This window comes from Saccharibacillus sacchari (assembly GCF_037722395.1).
Taxonomy (GTDB): domain Bacteria; phylum Bacillota; class Bacilli; order Paenibacillales; family Paenibacillaceae; genus Saccharibacillus; species Saccharibacillus sacchari_A.
This window is the reverse complement of the sequence record NZ_JBBKAR010000007.1, coordinates 151,880-173,391: the sequence shown is the minus strand read 5'-3', so window position 1 is coordinate 173,391 and position 21,512 is coordinate 151,880. Positions and strand designations below refer to the sequence as shown.

Here is a 21,512-nt window from a genome sequence, read left to right as displayed (position 1 = left end):
GAAGCGTAAGCCTATCCGTTTAACGAAGCGGGCTTTTAGCGGTAGTTTTCTACGCTGGCCATCAGCGTCCGAATCGTTTCGTTCAACATGTCGATCTGATCGACTTCAAGACCGCTGGATTCAACCAGCGATGCAGGAATACAGCTGGCACGATCTTGAAGCTCCAGCCCTTTTTCCGTGATTCGCACCGTTACGATCCGTTCGTCTTCCAGCGAACGGCTGCGTTCCAGCAGACCCGAAGCCTCCATCCGTTTCAGCATGGGCGTCAGCGTGCCGGAATCGAGACTGAGCACTTGACTCAGTTCTTTGATACTGCTTTCTTGCCGATCCCACAGCACAAGCAGCACGAGATATTGGGGATAGGTCAAATTCAGCTCGTCGAGCAAAGGCCGGTACATCCGGAAAATCGCCCGGGAGCAGGCATAAAGAGAGAAGCAGAGGTGGGAATCAAGCGTAAAGCGTTGTTGATCCATCGCAGTACCGATCCTTTCTTCGATTAAAAATCGTAGTTTTCTAGGGCGTGTACGCAAACTCCGAAGGGCGCAGATTGAGCTGAATTTTCGTTCTCAGCAAGGAACTTTTCCGAAGGCGTGCCGGGGCACGTCAAGGGAAAGTGACGTAGAGGAGGGCGAAAAGGCAGTTCAAGATGCACGTCGCCTGAGTTTGCGTACACGCTCTAGTACTTTGACCGCATCAAACTTAAGGATTGCGTCCATCGGAAACACGTACGGTTCAAGCAGGTTTTCGAGGGGCGTAACCTAACCTTGTAAGCGGTCATAATACTAGCATTTTATGTTTTGAGCAACACAATTGCAATAAATTATACGTAAAAATAAATATAAACACTGCATATCGCTATATTTCGGTAAAGTTCGACAAGAATTGAAGAGTAGAGGAGGAAAAAGCAGGACGCCATAGCGGCCTGCCGGTTTTTTGAGTAAGAAGGGATTAAGGGATAAACGATTAAGAGATGAGAGATAAGAGAGATAAAGATATGGAGATTAGTTCGTGATCAATTCATGGAATCGTTCGAGTCATTCCATTATTGGAGTTTTTTCATGTAAGCATCGAAACCGTCGAGGAAGAGGTCGATTTTGGCTTTGCCGGATTTTAGTTTGGACTGGCCTTGGTTATAGGTGGTCCAGTTGATTTTGGCTCCGTATAGCGACTTTTTGATCAGCTGCATGCCTTCGAGTTGAAGGGCGGCGCCTTGCAGGTAGTAACCGTGCAGCTTTGTGACTTCTTTGCCGGACGGTTTGATTTGCTTGAGGTGGTAATAGAATTTGCTGTAGTTCGGGATGATGGTGTTGTTCAATGTGGAATAGACCGCTTTGCGATTGGACGCAGATACCATGCCTACCGCGTTGAAGGCGTTTGCGGCTTTTTCTTCGTATTGAATGATGGCTTCGAGTGCATCGGCATAATCCAAAGCGGCGATCATGGCTGGGGTCAGCTCTTCTGTCGCGGCAGGGTCTGTTTCGGCCGGTTGCTGTTGAACGGGCGCCGTTTGCGCGGCAAAAGCGGAAACCGGAAGGACCGCGGAGCCGATCAGCGCGAGGGAGAGGGACAAGGACCACCATTTTTTCATTGTTCAAACAACCTCCTCTTATGTATGTAGGCGCAAGGATTGGCGATTTTTTTGCTCCCATTGCCTGTTATTTATTATAAACCAAGCTTCCATAAATTTGTGAAAAAGGGTGTTGCTTTGAATCGTTAGACAGGGGATCGGTAACGCAAATTGAGCCTAAAGGACGGGTGGAGATGTAGCCGTTTACGATTAACCTTCGATGGAGCGTGTGCTATTTTGGTTTTCGCGCGTGCCGGCTTTATTTTGCAAGTAGTCAAAATCACCGCTTAGGCGCTCGCGAATCGACTGCTCCTGTTCAAAAGAATTGCGTTTGGCGCGCTCGCGCAGTTCGGTACGAATGCTTTCCTTCAGGGCATCGTCGGCCGCTTCTGCGTCAAAGGCTCCATTGCGTTCTTCCCACTCGCTGCGAACCGCACGGGCATTCATCACTTCGTAAGCGACGAGCGCGGCGTCTTTGCGTACGGCTGCACTGGCTCCAAGCGTATTGAGTCGGCTGCTGAGGCTGATCTCGTTATGTTCACGAACCAAAGCCAGCAGTGCCCATTCGTTCTCGTTGAGCTTGGCTGCGATCGCTTCAAGCATGCCGGAGTCCTCTACGATCTGTCTGGCATTGAAGTCCGCATCCAGCAGGGGCCCCGTATAGCCTCCAATCAGACTGCCGATCGGACCCGACAGGACAGAGACGACGGAGTCGATCAGATCATTCGTCAAATGGCGGGTTCCCGTCTCGTCTTCGCCGAAATTGTAACTGCGTTCCCGTATGATTTTACCCGACAGTTTGCGCAATACGGCAGCCTGCATGACGGAATATTCATCGGTTACAGGTTTTTCCTTGAAACGATCCAGCACGGCCAAAAGCGGTCTCTCCTGCTTAAAGGTAATGAATACGATATTGTCCATCAGAGTCTCCATCCTTTCGCCGTGACCCGCTCTATCGGGACGCCGGACTTTTCTACTACTGATTTACAGCTGTTTTTTGCGTTTCAATCAGATGCTGTACTAAAATGAAGAAGAAAGTGTGACGTTTTTTTACATTGAAGCAAGGGGAGATGAACGTGGGATCAAGAAATTTGGCCGGAATCTCACTGATCGTGATGGCAGCGGGATTTGTGGCATGTCTATTTTTACCCGAAAATAACTGGACCTTCTTGTTGATCGGAGGCTTCGAAGCCGGTCTGGTCGGTGGATTGGCGGACTGGTTCGCGGTGACTGCGCTGTTCCGGCATCCACTGGGGCTTCGAATTCCGCATACGTCCTTGTTGCTAAAAAATAAGGGGCGGATCGTGGATTCACTGGTTTCTGCCATGGAGACGCAATTGCTCAACAAAGAAAGCATCACCGAGCAACTGCGCAAGTTGAATCTGATTCAAGCGGCAGCGCAAATGCTGACGCGTGTAGTCGCTCGCAAGCGTACGCGCCAGCAGGTGCTGGATTTTGCGGCAGAGACGATTGCGAAGCTTCCGCTTGAAAAAGCCGTAGAGCCCGTGCGCGACGCGGCGGCGAACTATATTCGCGGCGTTAACGCGGCAGACCTGGCGGATCGCGCGCTGACCAAAGTGCTGAACGACGGTTACGAGATCAAGCTGTTCGATTACGCATTGAAGGAAGCGAAGACATGGGCGCAGCGGCCGGAGACCAAAGATACGATGGGCGCATTGGCGATGGATCAGCTCTCGAATGCCAAAGTCGGCGGATTCACCGGGTTTGCTTTTCAGGCATTTGCGGGGATGGTCAATGAGGACAAGCTCGGCTCCATGATTCAGACCATGCTGGTTGCAGGCGTCGATTCCTTGCTGGACCCTTACGGCGAACAGCGGTTGGCGATTTTGCGCGAGGTGCGTGTGAAGCTGTTCGAAGCCGCTGGAGACGAAGAGAAGCTGGAATACGTACGGGGCCAGGTGCTTGAAGTGCTGCATGAGCAGGCGACGGAAGATTTTATTTTGAACAATCTGGAGAAGTTGCGGGAATTCGCACTGGAAAAAACGGCCGAAGAACGTGCCAAAGGCGGTCGGATCGTGTTCCGTCTCTACGCTGCCGTTATGCGTAACATGGCGTCGGAGCCGGAGCGCATCCAAATGTGGGAGGAAAAAACGCGCGGCGCGATCGTGCAGATTGCCGAGCAAAACCACTATCGGATCGGTCAACTGGTTCGCGACAACGTGGACCGGATGGACGATAATCAGCTTGTTGAACTATTGGAAGAAAAAATCGGACAGGACTTGCAGTGGATACGCGTGAACGGGGCTGTCTGCGGATTCCTGGTCGGGATTATCTTGTCGTTGATCCAGTTGATTTGAACATAAAAAAAGCTTGCCGAACGCAAAAAATTGCGCAGTCGGCAAGCTTTTTTTGCTTTTTATTTTTGGAGGCGAAAACCTAGCAACAACGCTGGTTTTCAGATCTTTTTACCAATTAGTTTGGGAGAAATTCGGAGACAAAGGCAACCTTTTCGATGTTTCATGCGTCAAATATTAGGAGTAAAGAGAAATAGGTTTTCGAAAAGTATGGAAAAAATTCAAAATCCAACCGAGGTATCGGAAAGGAGAATTTAAAATCATGAAGAAGAATATGAAAAAAATCAGTGCGGCTTTGCTTGCCGGAGCGCTTCTTGCGCCTGCGGCCATTCCCCATTCGGCAGACGCGGCAGCAAATATTAAAATCTACATCGACGGGGTGGAATTGGTTACGCGCCAGGCTCCGGTTATCCAGAGCAATACGACACTCGTTCCGCTGCGCGGTATCTTTGAAGAGCTGAATGCCAGAGTGGTCTGGAACCAGAAAACGCAAACCATCACGGCTTACAAAGGCAGCAATACCGTGATGCTGAAGATCGGTTCCAAAGCAGCCACCGTCAACGGCCAATCGGTAACGCTTGACGTACCGGCCCGCGCCATCAAAGGCAATACCGTCGTTCCGCTGAGATTCATCGGCGAGTCGCTCGGCCAGGACGTGAGATGGAACGCGGCGAGCCAAAGCGTTCAAATCACCACGACGAGCGAGCTTGTGGCTCCGGCTTCCGTCTCGGCTCGCAGTCTGGGACAATACGGCGACGGTCGCGATCTGCAAGTGACCTTCTCCAAATCGGCGGATGAATCGTATGTGGATCATTACCGCGTATACGCCGTCAAATCGGGCAGCGCGTCTTCGTTCAATGCGTCCAAAGCCTGGAACTCAAGCTACACCACGGTGCTTCCGAACGGATCGAACCAGTCGATCTCGCTGGGCGCGCAAGCTAAAGATTCGGACGGACAAGCGCTGGCGTCCGGTCAATCGTATCAGCTGTTCGTTCTTGCGGTAGGCAACCGTTATGCGACAGGCAAAACGGTATTGTCTTCCCCTTCGGCGGCGGTAACGTTGAGCGGCACTTCGACCGGAGCTGCCGACACGGCGACAGCAGTCAAAGCTACGGATACAGCCGATTACGGCGACGGCCGCGACTTGACGGTATCGTTCACCAAAGCCCAGGACGAATCGCGCGTATCGGGTTACAAAGTCTTTGTCGTGAAAACGAGAGACGCGGCTTCGTTCAACCTGAATGCGGCGAACGGAGTAAATGCGCAAAATTCGACGACGGTTGCCAAAGGTTCGGCTACGCCTAGCGTGACGCTGAATGCGCAGTCGCGCGATACCGCAGGCGATCTGATCCAAAACGGCGTGCCTTATACGGTATTCGTATTGGCAAACAGTACGACTAACGTAGCGGCCAGCAACACGCTGTCCACCGGTTCTTCTTCGGTGACGCTGGCGACGGCCGGATCGGACGTATCGGCTACGGCGGTAAGCGCGAGCGACGTCAGCGACTACGGAGACGGACGAGATCTTCGCGTCAACTTCAACCGGGCGACCAACGAATCGCTGGTCAGCCAATACCGCGTTCTGGTCGTGAAAGATTCCAAATCGTCTTCCTTCAACGTAAATACGGCGAACGGCGTATCGAGCGCCAACTATACCACGATCAACAAAACAGGTTCGAACATCGCTCAAACGCTCACCAACGGAGCACGCGACACGGACGGCGACGCGATCCGCAACGGCACCGCTTACCGCGTCTACGTCCTGACTGTGGGTTCGGGCACGTCGTCCAGCACGAACGTGCTGTCGAACGCTTCCCAGGCGATCACGCTGTCGGGCAACTACAGCGTAGGCGCGGCTTCCACGCCGTCGCTTAGCGACGCCGGCGATTACGGGGACGGACGCGACCTGCTCGTGACCTTCGGACGCGCTTCGGACGAAAGCAGCTTGTCGCAATATCGCATCCTGGTCGTAAAATCGGGTAGCGCGGGCAGCTTCAACCTGTCTTCGGCGATCAACGTGTCTTCTTCCAACTACACGTCCGTATCGAAAACGGGAGCGAACCAAAGCCAGTTCCTGAATGCTTCGACCCGCGACGTGAACGGCGAACCGATCCGCAACGGAGTCAGCTACCGCGTGTTCGTTCTGTCGGTAGGTTCGACCAACTCGTCGAATAACAATTCGAACTATGCGCTGTCGGGCGTATCGAACGCCGTATCGTTGTCGAGCAACTCGGCGGTATCCGGCGCAACCAACGTCGCCGCTACGGTAAGCGGAGCAAGAGGCAACGCGAGCGATATCGAAACGACGTTCACGCGTTCGTCGAACGAAGAGAACGTGTCCGAATACCGCCTGCTGGCCGTACCTTCGGATCGCGCCGGTTCGTTCTCGCTGGCGGATGCCAACGCGACTTCGAACTATGTATCGGTGTCCAAATCGGGCACGGGACAGATTCGCGAGTCGTTCGCGGCCAATAGCCGCGACGTGTTCGGCAACACCATTACGACAGGCGGCAAATACCGCATCTACGTTCTGACCGTAGCGAGCAGCGGAGCCAATACGCTGTCGAACGCTTCGGCCGAAATTTCGCTTAGCGAAGCAGCGGTTCAACCTGTAGCTTCTGTCGGCGTAACGGCGAATGGAGCGGCGGTGACCGTGAACTTCGCTCCTCCGGCTAATGCTTCCGGGATTTCCGGTTACCGCGTTCTGCTGGTTCGGACATCCGATGCCGCGAACTTCACGGCTTCGGTGGCGAACAGTGCGTCGACGGCGTACTCCAAGTCTTCGAGCGGCACCGCTTCGTTCAGCCTGAACAGCGGAGACACGGATATCTACGGCAACGCTTTGCAAGCCAATACGCAGTACCGCGCGTACGTACTGTCGCTTTCGGACGGCAACCAGGCTACGGCCAATGCGCTGTCCTCGGCTTCGAACGACTTCACGCTGAACAACTGATCGCAAGCGATCTCGGTGTGATCGCGTGAACCAGCCGGCTTGCCACGGCGTGGGGAAATGCTTGATAGAAGCCAGTACCTTTAGCGTTGGCAAGGCAGCGGAACGAGACACGCCCTTTTCGAAGGGCGTGTCTTTTTTAGTGCGTGTTTTAGGTCCAAAGACTCTATGGTGTTAATCTATCTAACATCAATATACATTTTATGTGAATCGTTCGTTGAATTTTTAAGAAAAAACAAAAAAATATGCGAAATGTAAGCTTTTTATCCAAAAAATTGATTGAAACGCTTTAGCCGATCGCCTAAACTTATCACAACAGAAAGAGGTGCACCCCTCTTCAGCATTCCAGTTCAGGATTGTGAGGCGAAGTTTTTTGAAAAGCTTGCAGTTGAAGATCATGTTGATTTTTTCTATCTTGATTGTCGTGTCGGAAGTCGTATTGGGTTACAGCATGTACAGGTCTTCCTCCCTGCTTCTGGTTGGCTCCGTAGGCAAACAGGCGCAGAGCATCGCGGACTATGCGACCGGAGAGATCGACACCGGCGCGTATAGCAAGATCACTCCCGAAAGCGGCGTTACCGCGTATTATTTCCAATTGCGCAAAAGGTTGAATGAACTTCGGGAAGCCAATCATCTGAAATACCTCTATACGATGAACATGCGCGACAAAGATGGGTCTCCGGAGTATTTTTACGCGGTTGACGGTGCTCCGACAAATGCCGCTGCGGAAGAAATGTCTGCGCTTGGAGCGGTAGAGGACGCAGTCAATCCGGAGCTTGAAGCCGTCTTCGCTACGGGAAAAGCGAAAATCGGCAGCCTGACGACAGACGACGAGTATGGCACCACGCTAACCTCTTATGTGCCGATCAAGGATGCGGAAGGCCAGGTTCTGGGCGTACTGGGGGCCGACTTCGACGCTACGTCCATCCAGGCGCAGATGGATCATAACCGCAATCAGGCGCTGCTGCTGGGCGGCATCGTTTTGGCTGTCTCCCTGGTTGTGCTGTATCTTCTTTCCCGAATGATCGTTGCGCCGCTGCGGAAATTGACGGGCGAGATGCGCGGGGTGGAAGCAGGGGATCTGACGCTTGCGATCACAGATACGCGCAAAGACGAGATCGGACGCTTGTCGAAAGCGTTCCGCTCCATGTTGGACACGATGAGCGGCATGATTCTGGGCGTGCGCTCAGGCACGCAGGATACCCGTCGCTCTGCGGAAGCCTTGTCGGATCGGGCAGAGGAATGGGCGGCGGCCAGCGGACAAATGGCGGTCCATCTCGGCGAAGCGGGTAAACGCATGCGGGAACAGGCTCGCCTTAGCGAAGAGAACTCGCGGGCTTTGGGCGAAGTCAGCGGAGGCATCCAGCATATCGCCGATGCGCTTAACGTGGTGGCGGGCGCCGCTCAGGAAGCTTCGGAGACGGCGAAAACCGGCGGAGAATTCGTGGTAGGCGCGCTTGGACAGATGGCAGCGGTGCAGGCTTCCTCGGACGAGACGAGATCGCGCGTAGAACGTTTGAATCAGCATTCCAGTCGGATCGGCGAGATCGTAGGCGAGATTCAGGCGATTTCGTCGCAAACGAATCTGCTGGCGCTCAATGCTTCAATCGAGGCGGCAAGAGCCGGTGAGCATGGACGCGGCTTTGCCGTCGTGGCCGATGAAGTTCGCAAGCTGGCCGAGCAGACCGCAAAATCGGCTTCGGACGTAGCGTCGATTGTCACCGGAATCATCGGAGAGACCCATGAGGCCGTCGAGGGCGTACGTGTCCAAACCGGCAAAATCGACGAAGCGGCAAGTGTGGTGAAACGTACAGGCGACTCCTTCAGCGGCATTCTGGCGTCGGTCCAACGCATCGCCGAGCAGTTGCAGGAAATCTCCGCCGTATCCGAGCAGACCGCGGCGGGAGCCCAACAAGCCACCGCTGCTGCCGAATTGATGGAAAAAGCATCGCGCAGCGCATCCGAACACTTTGTCGGTATCGAAGAATCCGCCGACGGCCAACTGACCGCGATCGACCATATGAAAAGCTCAGCCACAGAGTTGGAACGCATGTCAGCCGAACTGGAGCATATGATCGGCCGCTTCAAGGTCGACGAGGCGCTGGCTGCGGAAGCCACGAACTTGACGCCCGTAGCGGAACTTCCGATCGTGCCGTCTGCCGACGATCCCGATCAGGATTTCGTGATCGACGCCACGACTTCTGCTGAAGCAGGCAACGCGAACGTTATTGATCGTCCGGCTTCAAGCGAAGCCAACCCAAAAAGATCCGAAGCTTCCTAAGCATGCTAAAGGGACGAGGTGGAGTAAGCGGGAAAACTGCAAATCCTACAAAATGAGCGGATTTTGCTGGATTTTTGCGCTGGAAAAGGCCGTGTCCCGTGTACGCCGCTGACTGGTTTGATAGGTGTTTGAACACTCTAACGGAACGAACGGACGCTTAGAGGCGAAAAAGCGAGCATTCAAGCTTTTTCGCCTCTTTTTGTCGTTTAAGCTCAAATAGTTTCAACGCCCTATGCGAAAAGGAAGTTAAACTTTCTTCTCCCCTTACCTCGACTCGCAGCGATCAAGAAGGAAAGTCTTCGAAGAAGACCCGGCTTGTCGAGCATGTCCTGACTTCGGTTGCAGCGAAGCGGCGGAGAGGAAAATTCAGTGAAAGACGCCTTTGAACCCGAAAATTTGGGATTGGCACACATGCCACTCCCAAATTTTCGGGTGAGACAGCGTCTTTCACTGAATTTTCCCGCAGCCTATATGCTGCCCTACCGAACAGGACTTTCCCGCGACAAACCACGTCGCCCAAGAACACTCTCCTTCTTTTTCGTCTGCGTAAAATCCTCTCTTCATTGTCCCGATCGGCATCCTGTACTATAATGAAAGTTACTTTTAGTAAATTTTAAACCGAAGGGAAGACTCCGATGCTGCCGATTCAACCGCAAGCCGTTCAAGAGCTGCTCGACAAGCTGAAAAATCAGGAGCTCTATCTGCATCTTGAGCTGACCAACGGCGCCTATACATTCGAGAAAGACCGCTCGAAGCTGATTGCTTCGAACCTGATCCGCAACGTCAAAATCAGCTATTCGACAGGTTCGATCTCCGGCGTCGGCCCGTACCGGGTCGGCCTGAAAATGCCCGAGGGCTGGATCTATGCCGAAGGATTGACGCATTATGAAGAAACCGAACCGGAAAGAGCGATTCTTGCCGGTAACGATAATGACGGCAAACTGGTCGTCAGCCTGATGCTGAGCCCCGAACCTTTTTAAGTCGATACGTATCATTGATCTCCAACAAGGCGGCTTGCACCGCATCAGGAAAGGAGCGGGTATACCCGTGGAACGTCATGTTTTGATAGTTTTTCCCCATCCCGACGATGAATCTTATACCGTATCCGGTACAGCCGCTTATCATTTGCATAACGGCACGCCGGTCACCTATGCCTGCCTGACCATGGGCCAGCTCGGCCGCAACCTCGGTAACCCGCCGTTCGCGAATCGCGTGACTTTGCCGACCGTGCGCCGTGGCGAGCTTGAAGCGTCGTGCGCGGCTATTGGGATTACGGATATCCGTACGCTGGGTTTTCACGATAAAATGATCGAATTCGAAGACCGCGAGCTGCTCGACGGCAAGCTGCGCGAGCTGATCGAGGAGCTGAATCCTTCGCTCATTCTAACTTTCCATCCGGAGTACAGCGTGCATCCCGATCATGACGCCTGCGGTGCTGCCATCGTTCGTGTCGTTGAAGCCATGAAGCCCAAGGACCGTCCGAAAGTACATGTGGTCGCTTTTGCAAAAGGGCATGAGCGTGCGCTGGGTCCGGCCGATATTCATGTCGACATCACGCTTTTCCTGGAACAGAAGATCGGTTCGATCAAAGCGCATAAGTCGCAGTTCCACACCGATCCCGTATTCGAAGGCTTGCCTGCGCACCATCCGACGATCCGGGAACGTTTTGCCAGCGAGAAGTTCTGGACGTACAAGTTCGATACGCATCCGAAAAAATAACAAAAAGGAGATCCAGGCCTTGATAAGGCTTGGATCTCCTTTTTTGTCTTGAATCGGATCAATATCAAACGGGAACGTCTTTGCGGCCTTTTTTCATAGGCGAGCCACATAACGGACATGGCTTGTGCGCGGCGGCCATGTCTTTGCTGTGCATGATGCGGGTCCAGGCGACGCAAGAGCCGGTGGTGCACATCCAGACGGGAACGCTTTGGGTCCGGCCGGTGGCGGTTGCGGACGCGGATGGTGAACTTCCCGTGCCGGAGGTCACGTCTGAGCGGCCATAGCGACCGGTGCGGACTTTGCCGAAGCGGGTTGGGTCCGGGCCGCTTCGGCGGTTGCCGTGTTCGGCGCGCGCCGCGGCGTCGGAGGCTGCGGTGTCCTGGCCGAAGGCGGACAAAAGGAAGCGCGAGACGGCGGCTTTCTTGCCGCGCTGTAAAGCCGGGGAGCTGACGAATAGCTGCTCCTTGGCACGGGTTACGGCGACGTAGGCGAGTCGCCGTTCTTCTTCGAGCGCTTCGGTATAGCTGGCTTCGCCTTCCAAGCCGACCCGGGTGTCGCGCAAGGAATCGGCTCCGAGCGCCGAGGAATGCGGCAGGGTGCCTTCGGAGGCACCGATCAGGAACACAGCCGGGAACTCCAGGCCTTTGGACTTGTGAATGGTCATCAGGGCCACGCGGTTGCCTTGGGCCTGCGACTTTACGGCGGCGGTCTGTTGATTGCGCAGCAGCATGTCGTCGACGAAAGCCAGGAAGGAGACGATAGAGTCGAAGCGTCCGGCGGACGTTTCGAGTTCGTCCAGCATTTCCTTTAGCATTTCGCGGTGAGAGGTCTGCTCGCTATGCTCGCCGGCTTGAATATAGGCGTCATAGAAGCTTTTGCGAATCTGCGTGATCGCGGCGGCAGGAACAAGGCCTTTGAGCGAGCGGATCATTTCCAGGCGCTGGCGGATCTTTTCAAGCTGGAAGTCTTTCAGGCCGGGCAGAGTCAACAGGTGAACGAGCGGTCCTTTTTTTGGGCGCGCTGCATCGGTTGTCTGAATATGCGCCAATCCTTTGTCCCGCGCGATGTATAGGGTCGGCAGTACGCTTGCCATGGCATCGAAGTCGCGGCGGTTGATCGACAATCGCATATGATCGAGCACGGGCTTGACCAGCCAGTGTTCGTACAGCAGACGCCCGTCGCCGTAGTCGATATGCGGAATATCCCGCATCACGAGCTGTTCGAGCACCGCGCGGTTGGTGCTGGACGAACGGTAAAGAATCGCGAAATCCCCGTAGTCGCGGCGACCCGCATCCACCTCGCGCTGGATAAAAGCGATGACTTGGCCTGCCTCGTCGTCAGCCGAATCGGGCCGCATATAGGCAGGAAGTATGGCTCCGTTGTGCGCGGCACGAAGGGTCTTGTCGCGGCGCATTTTGTTATGTCGAATGACTTCGTTGCCCAATCCGACAATGGACGGGACAGAACGGTAATTGATATCGAGCGTGATGATGCGGGCTTTCGGATACAGCTTTTCAAATTCAAGAATAAATTCGCTGCGAGCGCCGTTGAACGAATAGATCGTCTGATCGTCATCGCCGACGACCATCAGATTGTTGCGCGGAGCGGCGATCATTTTCACGACTTCGTATTGCAGCAGGTTGGTGTCCTGGAACTCGTCGACCATCAGATGCGAGAAACGGCGACGCAGCCGCTCCAGCAGATCGGGACGTTCCTTCAACATCGCGTGCGCGCCGGTCAGAACATCGTCGAAGTCGATCCGGTCGTGTTCTTTTTTCCAAGACTCGTAGCGGAGCAGAATCCGTTTCATCTGACGGTCCGCCTCGCTGCCCTCGGGAAGCTGTTCGGCGGTCATCAGATTTACTTTGTAGGAGGAGAGCAGGGCGAGCAGATTCTCGGGCGGGTACGCATCCTGAAGGCTCAGCTCCCGCATGATCTGTTGCAGTTGAATATGCTGTCTGCGCGTATCGCCGAAAATCTCTTTTTGAACGCCTTGACTGAACAGCAGCCAAAGGCAAAAGGAATGGAAGGTACGCGCCTGGATACGCCCGGCATCATATTCGCTAATCCCCGGCAGCCCGGATATGCGCTCGCGCATCTCGGCAGCGGCTTTGCTGGAGAAGGTTAGCAGCAAAATGCCGGACGGTTCGACGCCGCGAACGTCCAGCAGATAGCCGGTTCGGCAAACCAATGTGCTGGTCTTGCCCGAACCGGCTCCAGCCAGGGTGAGCAGTGGACCTTCCGTGCAGCGCACCGCAGCCATCTGCGCAGCGTTCAGACGGATACCTGATTGCTCCAGTCGATGAAAATAAGCGGCATCCAGCTCTCCAAGCTGTCCGCCGATTCCTTTTGCCGAATATCCTCGCTCTGCGTGGGCCTTCGCGATCTCCGCTCTGGGCACCCGGGCCGAGGATGCGCCGAAAGGCTTGTTTTCAAATCCCGATGTCGATTTTTCCACTGCTCGATCCCCTCAATCTATACACTCGCCGGCGTCTGCGTTTGCGAATCGCTTCACCCGGCGGCTAAACCTACTCTTGCTCGCAGCGACTGTTTTTAGCCATTGCGGCGTCCGTTTCCGTCAAAATTCCGATCTTATAAATGTATCATGCTCCCTTCGGAAGCGTCAAAGGAATTGCTTAAAAATAAACCGCAAAAAACCTTCGACGTCGATCCGGGATCAGCTTCGAAGGTTTTTGCATCATGATCTGTTTATTAACAGGTGCTCGGTTGACCCGGTTCGGGCGGAGTTACCTTGTAAGTCGTGACGAACGACGGCCGCGCAAAAATCTCCGGGCGCTGCTGCGTGATGCCCTGCGGCGTATCGCGTTTTTGGTGGGCGTGGTTGTAAGCTTCGGATTCTTGCCAGCCTTTGAAGCTTTCTTCGTCGTTCCAGACGGTCAGTATGACGTACGTATCGCCCTGAAGCGGCCGAAGAACGCGAATGCCCGAGAAGCCTTGCATATCCTCGACGCGTCGGGCGCGCCCCAGGAAACGTTCTTCGAAAGCAGCCCGTCCGTCTTCGCTGACAGGAATATTGTTCATTACCGCGAAACCGCCGGCCAAAGAGCCGGAGCTGTCGATCGCTTGGTATGCGGAACGGGAATCGATCGAAGTGTCCGGGGGATGCGTCGTTTCGAATAAATAGACCGTTTCGTTCTCGCCTTGCAACGCATATACGTTATCGAGCTGCGGATCTTCCGGCACTGTGCCGTGAAAAAGATACAGAAACATACCGATCAACCTGCCTTTGCGTCAAAGTGGGGAAACTTCTTTTTCCCTATATGTTCATTATACCCCTACGCGGGCGGTCGGACGCTCAAGGAATCGGGCAGAACGGGAAAAACGCAAGAAAAGAAAGGACGGGAATAAATGAAATGTAAACAATCGAATTTTGCCGAACATTGTTTCAAACCCTATACGTGAGTCTAAATAACTACAAGAAACAAGGCGGATAGTCACCGAAAGACCCGGGTCCAGGTTATGAGGCATGCTCTCTTTCCGCCTGTCGATGGGTACATGTTATACATACTTCAGAGACAGGACGGGATGAGTAACGATGAAAATGACGATCGCACGAAGGCTACACGCGGGTTTTGCGGGGGTATTGTTAATCATGTTGGTGTTGGCTTCGTTCAGCTTTTACGAGGTGGAACAGGTTCATCGGAACTATGCGAGCTTGATCGATCGGCATGTGGCGGAAATCCAAGCGATCGCGGACATGAAATACGAAGCGACGGCGCAAGCCAAAAATCTACGGGGCTATCTGATTACGGGCAATCCGGAACATGTGAACTCTTTCGAACAAAATAAAGCCGATATGCTGGAAAAAATGCAGCAATTGAACGTGATGTTGACCGATTCGCAATCGCAGGCGCTGCTTGGCGAAATCGCGGAACTGGAACGCAGCTACGGCGAAGTCGGACAGCGTCTGGTGGCACTCAAGGAAGCGGGCGATACGGAAGGGTATACGCGCGTCGTGGAAGAAGAATGCGTGCCGTTGGCCGACGCGCTGGCCGACCGTTCGCAGCAGCTCGAAACGATCCAACGCTCGATGCTCGACGCTTCGGTCACGGATACCGCATCGAGCCTACGGAACATCGAAACGATCATCATTGTATTCGTCGCGGCGGGCCTTTTGCTGGGAACGGCGATTGCTTTCGTGATCGGTCGCAAAATTGCCCGTCCGGTATCGTTGATCGCCGCCGAAGCGAAAAGGATATCGGAAGGCGATCTGCGCGGAGCCGACTTACAGGTCAACAACAAAGACGAGATCGGCGAAATGGCGGAAGCTTTTAATATGATGAAAAACAACTTGCGTAACCTGATCGTCAAGATCGGCAGCAGCTCCGAACAGGTATCCGGCGCTTCGAACCTGCTTCTCAAAAGCTCCGGGCAAGCGACGGAAGCGGCCGATCATGTCACGTCGGCGATCCAGAGTGTGGCGATCGGAGCCGAACGCCAGATGGCGGGCATGGACGAGAACAAGCTGGCCCTCGAAGACGGCGGAGAGAATCTGCGCCGCGTGGCGGATACCACTTCGGATGTGTCACGAGCTTCTGTGGGGGCACTGGAAGGCGCGCAGGAAGGGACGAAGCTGATCGGAGAAACGATGGAGCGGATGCGTCTGGCGAAAGAGACGGTGGGGCGTTCATCGGAAGCCGTGCATGAGTTGGAGCGTGAATCGAAGCGTATCGCCGAAATCGTGCAAACGATCGCCGGTATCGCGGGACAAACGAATCTGCTGGCTCTGAACGCTTCGATCGAAGCCGCGCGTGCGGGCGAACAAGGCAAAGGCTTCGGCGTCGTGGCGCAAGAGGTGAAAAAGCTGGCGGAGCAGTCGAAAACGGCAGCTTCCGAGGTGGAATCCATTCTGGGCAGTATCGTGAATCAACTGCATGGGGCGGTCGAAGCGATGGAGATAGGGTCGCGCGAAGTGGAAAGCGGAGCACAAACGGCGAATCGCGCGGGAGAATCGTTCGATCGCATCTACGGCTCGCTGGAACAGATTACGGGCCGTATGCAGGAAGCGGCTGCTGCCGTCGAGCAAATCTCGGCGGGCATGCAGCAGACGCTCAGCTCGGAGCGGGATATGAACGAGCTGTCGCGCGATATTTCGGCCCGTTCCCAGAGCGTGGCCGCCGCCTCGGAGCAGCAGTTGGCTTCGATGCAGGAAGTGTCGGCGTCGGCGGAGGTATTGAGTCGGTTGTCGAGCGAGTTGCAGGGGGAAGTCGGGCAATTCAGGGTGTGAGGGGGAGAGGCTGCAAAAGCCTCTCCGGGTGGTTAGAGGGTAGGGAAGTGAAGAAAACACAAGAGGGCAAAAACAAAGCAATACAACAAAAAAGAAGGGCTGTCTCGGAGTCGCGGTTGCGGCTTAGGGCAGTTCTTCTTTTTTTACGGAGCATGATCTGAGTTTGGCGAAAACGCTTCAAAAAACGCGCCGGAATTCGTTGGGCGTATAGCCTGTCGTTTTTTTGAACACGCGGCTGAAGTATTTTTCGTCTTGGTAGCCTACCAATTCGGCGATGCGGACGATGGTCATGTCGGAGTCGAGGAGCAGGCGCTTGGCGCGTTCCAGGCGGATGTTGGCGAGGTAGTCGAAGACATTTTCGCCGAGTTCGCGCTTAAAGCGTCTTGAGATGTATTCACGGCTCAGGAAAAAGCGGTCGGCCAGGTCCTGAAGGGTCAATTCTTCGCGGTAGTGTTCCCGGATATAGGCGGCGATCTCTTCCATCACGCCTGCGCCTCCGGTGGAACCGGATTCGAAAGCGTGGATATAGGTGCTGCTCCCGCGATGATCGATTGCCGGGAGAACGAAGGTATTTCGTGTGTTTTTGCTGCCTTGATCATGTCCGGCGTGCGCGCTCGCGGCAACGGCAGGCTGCGCGGAATATCGTTTCAACGCTTCCTCCGCCTGGAGATACGAAGCCCGCAAGCCATCGCCCAATCCGTCTGCACAGCCGCCAATGCCGAAATGCAGCGGTTCGCCCAGCACGACGGCCAGGCCTGCATTGATCCGGTCCAGCTTTTCCGTGGCATGTGCCGCACCGTTCCAAAAGAAGATCGCAATTTCTCGTTCGCGTCCCAGATTACGGAAGGCATAACCCTCTACGCCGCGTCCAAGCATTTCATTCGCCACGTTGGACAGGGTGAAAAAGAGAAGTTCGGTACGCCCGGCATATTTGTGCCATAGCGGCGAATTTTCGCTTAACCGCACAACGGCGCTTCGCACGGTGCCTGCGGGTTCTTTTAACCCAAACTCGCCGGCCAGCTCCCGTTCCGCCGTCTCGCGAGCAGCCGGAGCGCCGAGCAGATCGGAACACAGCTTGTCCCGGTAAACGGGCTTGAAGCGGTTGACCTCCATCGCTTGGGCGAGCAGTTGCCTGCGATTGGCTTCGCTCACTTTCCAACTTTGCACCGCGCGGGAAAAGGAGTCGTTGAGCTGATCCGCGTCAATCGGCTTCAATAAATAATCCATGCCGCCGTAGCGCAACGTCTGACGGGCGAAATCAAAGTCTCCGTGCCCGCTGATCACCAACGTTCGGGTCTCCGGCGCCTGAAGGCTGATCCATTCCAGCAGGTCGATTCCTCCGCCGGCCGGCATAATCATATCCGTCAGCACGATATGCGGGGCATGCCGCTCGATCAGGGCGACGGCTTCGCGGCCGTTGGCGGCTTCCAGCACCTCGGCGGTTTCGTAGTGTTCCCAATCGATCAGGAGGCGAATCGCTTCGCGTACATGGGCTTCGTCGTCTACGATCAGTACTTTCATGATGAAGGCTCCTTTTTTGGAGTAATCGATCTTTCTACCTATTTATGTCCGAAAATCCTCGTCCCCAAACAAAGGTATCCGAAGTGTAACCTGAAGCCCGCCTTCAAGTGCCTGACTTAAAAATACGGCAGCCGCGTCACCAAAATAAAGCCGAAGCCGATCGCCGACGCTGCGTAGCCCGATTTGCGGCGATTCCGTATTTTGACCGAACACGAGCGGACGGTCGAGCATATCCTGTAGCTCCTGCCGCTTGGTTTGCTCGATGCCGGGGCCGTTGTCGGCGACGATGATGATCAGCTCGCGGCGGGGAAAGCGCTGAACGTTATCCGTTTGCGCTTCGTTGCGTGCCGGATGCCCGGACGCGGTCTGTTCGCCGGGCATGCCGTCTTCGTTGCCGTACCGTCCGCGCTTCTCGCGATCCACGCAGCGGACAAAAGCCCGAATACGCAGCACGCCTTCCTTTTCGGGTGCTTCATCTGCGTGCTTGAAATAATTTTCCGCCAGAGGCTGGAGAATCATTCGCGGCACCTGCACCGTCTTCGCCTCCGGCTCGATCTCCAACGAGAACCGGAAGTTGCCCTGAAAGCGGTGTTTTTGCAAACCGAGATAATCCTGCACGTATTCCAGCTCCCGGCTCAATGGGACGAAAGCGTCGCCGACGTGCATGTTATAGTGCATCATCCGGCCGAGCGAGGTGATCAGACCGTAGACCTCTTTGTCGCCTTTTCGTAACGCCTGCGTCGCAATGGATTGCAGGGCATTGTTCAGAAAATGGGGATTGACCTGCGCTTCGAGCGCCCGCAACTGGTTGGTCTTGTTCATGATCTCCAGCCGGTACTGTTTTAAAATGGAGTCGTTCAGCCTGCGCACCATGCCTTCGAACCGACGCGACAGTACGCCGAATTCGTCGGTCCGGTTCGTTTCCAGTTCCAAAGGCAGCCCGCCGGATTCCACCTGCTGCATGCCGCGGATCAGTTTGCGGATCGGCTGGGTGAATTTGAGCGAGATGAACGCCGTCGCCACGACGACCACGATCAGCGATAGCGCGCCTACAGCGGCGTTGAGCAGCAGAATCTGCCGCTCGCGGCGGTACAGGGTGTCGGTATCGACGCTTTTGATCAACGTCCAATCGGCGAGCGGGCTGCGCACTTTTTCGTAAAAAAGAAACGAGTCGCTGCCGTCTTTTTGCGCGGTGTAGCCGGAATCGTTGCGTGCCTTCAGTACCTCGTCCAACCCGTTCAGATCCGGCTTTTCGCCGAGACGGTCGGGAGGACCGACGATAAGCCGCCCTTCGCCGTCCACGATATACACCTGTTCGCCCTCGGCGGCCAGGCGCTGCGTCAACGAGCGGAGAAAGTCGATGCGCACGTCGATCGCGAGCAGTCCGGCTTTTTGGTTGCGGGGGATATCGTAGACAATGCGGTTGAACGTGAACACGTCCGTCGTCCGCTCCTCGTTTTCCGGCCGCAGCCTGTACGTGCCCGCCCGGTGGGTCAAGCCCGCGAACGCCTGCACGTTCCAGCGCCGATACTCCGGAAGCTGCTCCTGACGCGTCGGTCCGTACGGCTTGCCCGCGAAGTAGAGATAGGAGTTGCTGCTTTTGTCGATATGCAAAAAGACTTGGTAAATGCCGTCCAGCGAGTAATAGGACCGCCTCAGCGCGCCCATGACATCGTTGCGGTCCAGCCCGGAATCCAGCTCGTCGGAGCCGGACAGGATAATATCGATTACCGTGTCGCCGTAGACCGATTCGTCGTAAATTTGCAGGGAGAGCTTATTGACCGTGTCGAGATAGTTGACGATATTGATCTGCCCTTGATACAGCAAACTGGCATTGTCTTCGATCGCGCTTCGTTTGACGTTCTCTTTGGTCAGATTGTAGGCGATCAACGCGGAGAGCAGGATCGGCAAAGCCGTAGCGAAAACAAGGAATACGATCAATTTGCTGCGGATCGAGTGTCTGAACATAACGCTCTCCTTTTCCGAAAATAAAAACGCTCTCTTTTCTTATCTCGCATGTTGACCTCATTGTCGACGAAGATGGGGCAGCAGGTCAATATAGTCCACTTTATCCGTCATTTATCTCTATGTTAGCGCTTTCTTTTTGATTCTATAATAAGTGCGTACCCGAAAAAAAGACCGAAACGGGAGGTGCACCAAATTGGCTGGACGCAAGCGCTGGATGAACTTACTGATGCAGAGCGTATTCCTGGGTCCTTCGCTGCTCTTTTTCATCGTTATCGTAATCATCCCGTTTTTTCTGGGCATGTATTATTCGTTCACGGACTGGAATGGTGTCGCCATTACCGTCAATTGGGTGGGAGCGCGTAACTTTGCCGTGATGTTCGCGGACGCGAAATTTTGGACATCCTTCTGGTTTACGATTCGCTTCACCTTGGCTGTCGTGATCCTGACCAATCTGATCGCTTTCCTGCTGGCATTGATGCTGGTTCAGCCGCTCAAGATGCGCAATCTGCTGCGGACGCTGTTCTTTATTCCGAACGTGATCGGCGGACTGCTGCTCGGCTTTATCTGGCAGTTTATCTTTATCCGCGGTTTCGCGGCCGTAGGCAAAGCGACGGGAATCGGATTTTTCAACCTCGAATGGCTCGGCACGGAAGCGACCGGCTTCTGGGGCATCGTGATCGTGTTCGTCTGGCAGGCCGCCGGATACATGATGATCATCTATATCGCGGGCCTGATGAACGTCGACCGCTCGCTGATCGAAGCGTCGGAGATCGACGGAGCCGGTTATTTGCAAAAGCTGCGTTTTATCACGATTCCGCTGGTCATGCCGGCCGTCACGGTCTGCTTGTTCCTGTCGATGTCCAACGCGTTCAAAATGTTCGACCTGAACTTGGCATTGACGCGCGGCGGCCCGTTCGGTTCGACCGAATCGCTGGCGCTGAACATTTACACCGAAGCGTTTACCAACAGCAACTACGGACTCGGCACGGCAAAAGCACTGCTGTTCTTCGTCATCGTCGCCGCCGTATCCTCGCTGCAAGTCTGGTTCACGAAGCGAAAGGAGGTCCAGTCCTAAATGGAGACAAGCCGCAAATATTCCTGGCGCACGCTGCTGCTTGAGCTGATCACGGTTCTGGTCGCCCTGATGTTCCTGGTGCCTTTCTACTTCGTGATCGTGAACTCGCTCAAAAAGTTCGCCGATATCCTGAAAGATTCCGCCGCGCTGCCGAAAGCCGCCACCTTCGACAACTTCAAAAACGCCTGGCGGATTCTCGATTTTCCCAGCGCGTTCACGAATTCGCTCGTCATCACGATTCTGGCGAACGTGCTGCTGGCGCTGTTTTGCTCGATGGCGGCGTACCGGTTGGTCCGTCATCCGAGCCGCTTCAACAATATCGTGTTCATGGCGTTCGTGGCGGCGATGGTCATTCCGTTCCAGTCGATCATGATTCCGCTGGTGCGGGTCGCGGCCAACCTGAACCTGACCAACAATCTGCCGGGCCTTATTATCTGTTACTTGGGCTTCGGCGCTTCGCTGACGATCTTCCTGTTCCACGGCTTCGTGAAGTCGGTGCCGATCGAGATCGAAGAAGCGGGGATCGTGGACGGCTGCACGCCGTTCGGCGTCTTTTTCCGAATCGTGGTGCCGCTGCTCAAGCCGATGATCGTCACGGTATTCATTTTGAACACGCTGTGGATCTGGAACGACTTCCTGCTGCCTCTCCTGATTATCGGGGGCAACGCGGACTTGCGAACGATTCCGCTGGCGACCAACGCGTTCTTCTCCCAATACACGAAACAATGGGATTTGGCGCTCGCGGGACTGCTGATGGGCATCACGCCGATCATTATCTTCTTCCTGGCCTTGCAAAAGCATATTATCGCCGGTATCGCGGCCGGAGCCGTAAAAGGCTGATTCGTTACTAACGGGTAAGCGGAAAGCC

General features: G+C 54.9%; 15 protein-coding genes. 8 read left to right on the top strand and 7 right to left on the bottom strand.

What is annotated here, in order from left to right:
- Positions 1-35: 35 nt before the first annotated feature.
- From WKI47_RS03420 to WKI47_RS03410, 3 genes are all read right to left on the bottom strand, one after another.
- A complete protein-coding gene (locus WKI47_RS03420; RefSeq protein WP_340225793.1) occupies positions 36-473 on the bottom strand; it encodes a MarR family transcriptional regulator in 438 nt (145 codons plus the stop codon).
- Positions 474-1,042: 569 nt separating this feature from the next.
- Entirely contained in the window at positions 1,043-1,588 is a 546-nt protein-coding gene (locus WKI47_RS03415) for a hypothetical protein (protein ID WP_340225792.1), read from the bottom strand.
- Between the two features lie 189 nt (positions 1,589-1,777).
- A complete protein-coding gene (locus WKI47_RS03410) occupies positions 1,778-2,488 on the bottom strand; it encodes a hypothetical protein (RefSeq protein WP_340225791.1) in 711 nt (236 codons plus the stop codon).
- Between the two features lie 155 nt (positions 2,489-2,643).
- Between WKI47_RS03410 and WKI47_RS03405 the strand changes: the two genes are divergently transcribed.
- The 5 genes from WKI47_RS03405 (at position 2,644) to bshB2 (ending at position 10,832) form a co-directional block, all read left to right on the top strand.
- Positions 2,644-3,885, top strand: a complete 1,242-nt coding sequence (locus tag WKI47_RS03405; RefSeq protein WP_340225790.1) for a DUF445 domain-containing protein — start codon at positions 2,644-2,646, stop codon at positions 3,883-3,885.
- A gap of 259 nt (positions 3,886-4,144) precedes the next feature.
- Complete coding sequence (locus WKI47_RS03400) at positions 4,145-6,835, top strand: copper amine oxidase N-terminal domain-containing protein (protein WP_340225789.1); 2,691 nt, start codon at positions 4,145-4,147, stop codon at positions 6,833-6,835.
- A gap of 394 nt (positions 6,836-7,229) precedes the next feature.
- Positions 7,230-9,113 carry a methyl-accepting chemotaxis protein gene (locus WKI47_RS03395; RefSeq protein WP_340225788.1) on the top strand — a complete coding sequence of 628 codons (1,884 nt, stop codon included), beginning with the start codon at positions 7,230-7,232 and terminating at the stop codon, positions 9,111-9,113.
- A 635-nt stretch (positions 9,114-9,748) separates the two neighbouring features.
- Positions 9,749-10,093, top strand: coding sequence for a YojF family protein (locus WKI47_RS03390; protein WP_340225787.1), 345 nt, complete (start codon positions 9,749-9,751; stop codon positions 10,091-10,093).
- A gap of 67 nt (positions 10,094-10,160) precedes the next feature.
- Positions 10,161-10,832 carry a bacillithiol biosynthesis deacetylase BshB2 gene (gene bshB2 / locus WKI47_RS03385; RefSeq protein ID WP_340225786.1) on the top strand — a complete coding sequence of 224 codons (672 nt, stop codon included), beginning with the start codon at positions 10,161-10,163 and terminating at the stop codon, positions 10,830-10,832.
- A gap of 64 nt (positions 10,833-10,896) precedes the next feature.
- Here bshB2 and WKI47_RS03380 read toward each other — a convergent pair whose 3' ends face one another.
- Entirely contained in the window at positions 10,897-13,290 is a 2,394-nt protein-coding gene (locus WKI47_RS03380; protein ID WP_340225785.1) for a UvrD-helicase domain-containing protein, read from the bottom strand.
- A 254-nt stretch (positions 13,291-13,544) separates the two neighbouring features.
- The gene (locus tag WKI47_RS03375) at positions 13,545-14,063 is read right to left on the bottom strand and encodes an antibiotic biosynthesis monooxygenase (RefSeq protein WP_340225784.1); all 519 of its coding nucleotides are present in this window, start codon (positions 14,061-14,063) and stop codon (positions 13,545-13,547) included.
- A gap of 325 nt (positions 14,064-14,388) precedes the next feature.
- Here WKI47_RS03375 and WKI47_RS03370 point away from each other — a divergent pair, with 325 nt between their 5' ends.
- Positions 14,389-16,080, top strand: a complete 1,692-nt coding sequence (locus tag WKI47_RS03370; RefSeq protein WP_340225783.1) for a methyl-accepting chemotaxis protein — start codon at positions 14,389-14,391, stop codon at positions 16,078-16,080.
- Between the two features lie 177 nt (positions 16,081-16,257).
- Here WKI47_RS03370 and WKI47_RS03365 read toward each other — a convergent pair whose 3' ends face one another.
- On the bottom strand, positions 16,258-17,601 hold the full coding sequence (locus tag WKI47_RS03365) for a response regulator transcription factor (RefSeq protein WP_340225782.1): 1,344 nt from the start codon (positions 17,599-17,601) through the stop codon (positions 16,258-16,260).
- 42 nt (positions 17,602-17,643) lie between these two features.
- A complete protein-coding gene (locus WKI47_RS03360) occupies positions 17,644-19,569 on the bottom strand; it encodes a cache domain-containing sensor histidine kinase (RefSeq protein WP_340225781.1) in 1,926 nt (641 codons plus the stop codon).
- Positions 19,570-19,783: 214 nt separating this feature from the next.
- Here WKI47_RS03360 and WKI47_RS03355 point away from each other — a divergent pair, with 214 nt between their 5' ends.
- Together WKI47_RS03355 and WKI47_RS03350 are read left to right on the top strand one after the other, a co-directional pair.
- Positions 19,784-20,644: a sugar ABC transporter permease gene (locus WKI47_RS03355; protein ID WP_340225800.1), complete on the top strand. Its 861-nt coding sequence runs from the start codon at positions 19,784-19,786 to the stop codon at positions 20,642-20,644.
- Positions 20,645-21,484 (top strand): carbohydrate ABC transporter permease, encoded by an 840-nt coding sequence (locus WKI47_RS03350; RefSeq protein ID WP_340225780.1) that lies wholly within the window; start codon positions 20,645-20,647, stop codon positions 21,482-21,484. It begins immediately after the preceding gene.
- Positions 21,485-21,512 lie beyond the last annotated feature (28 nt).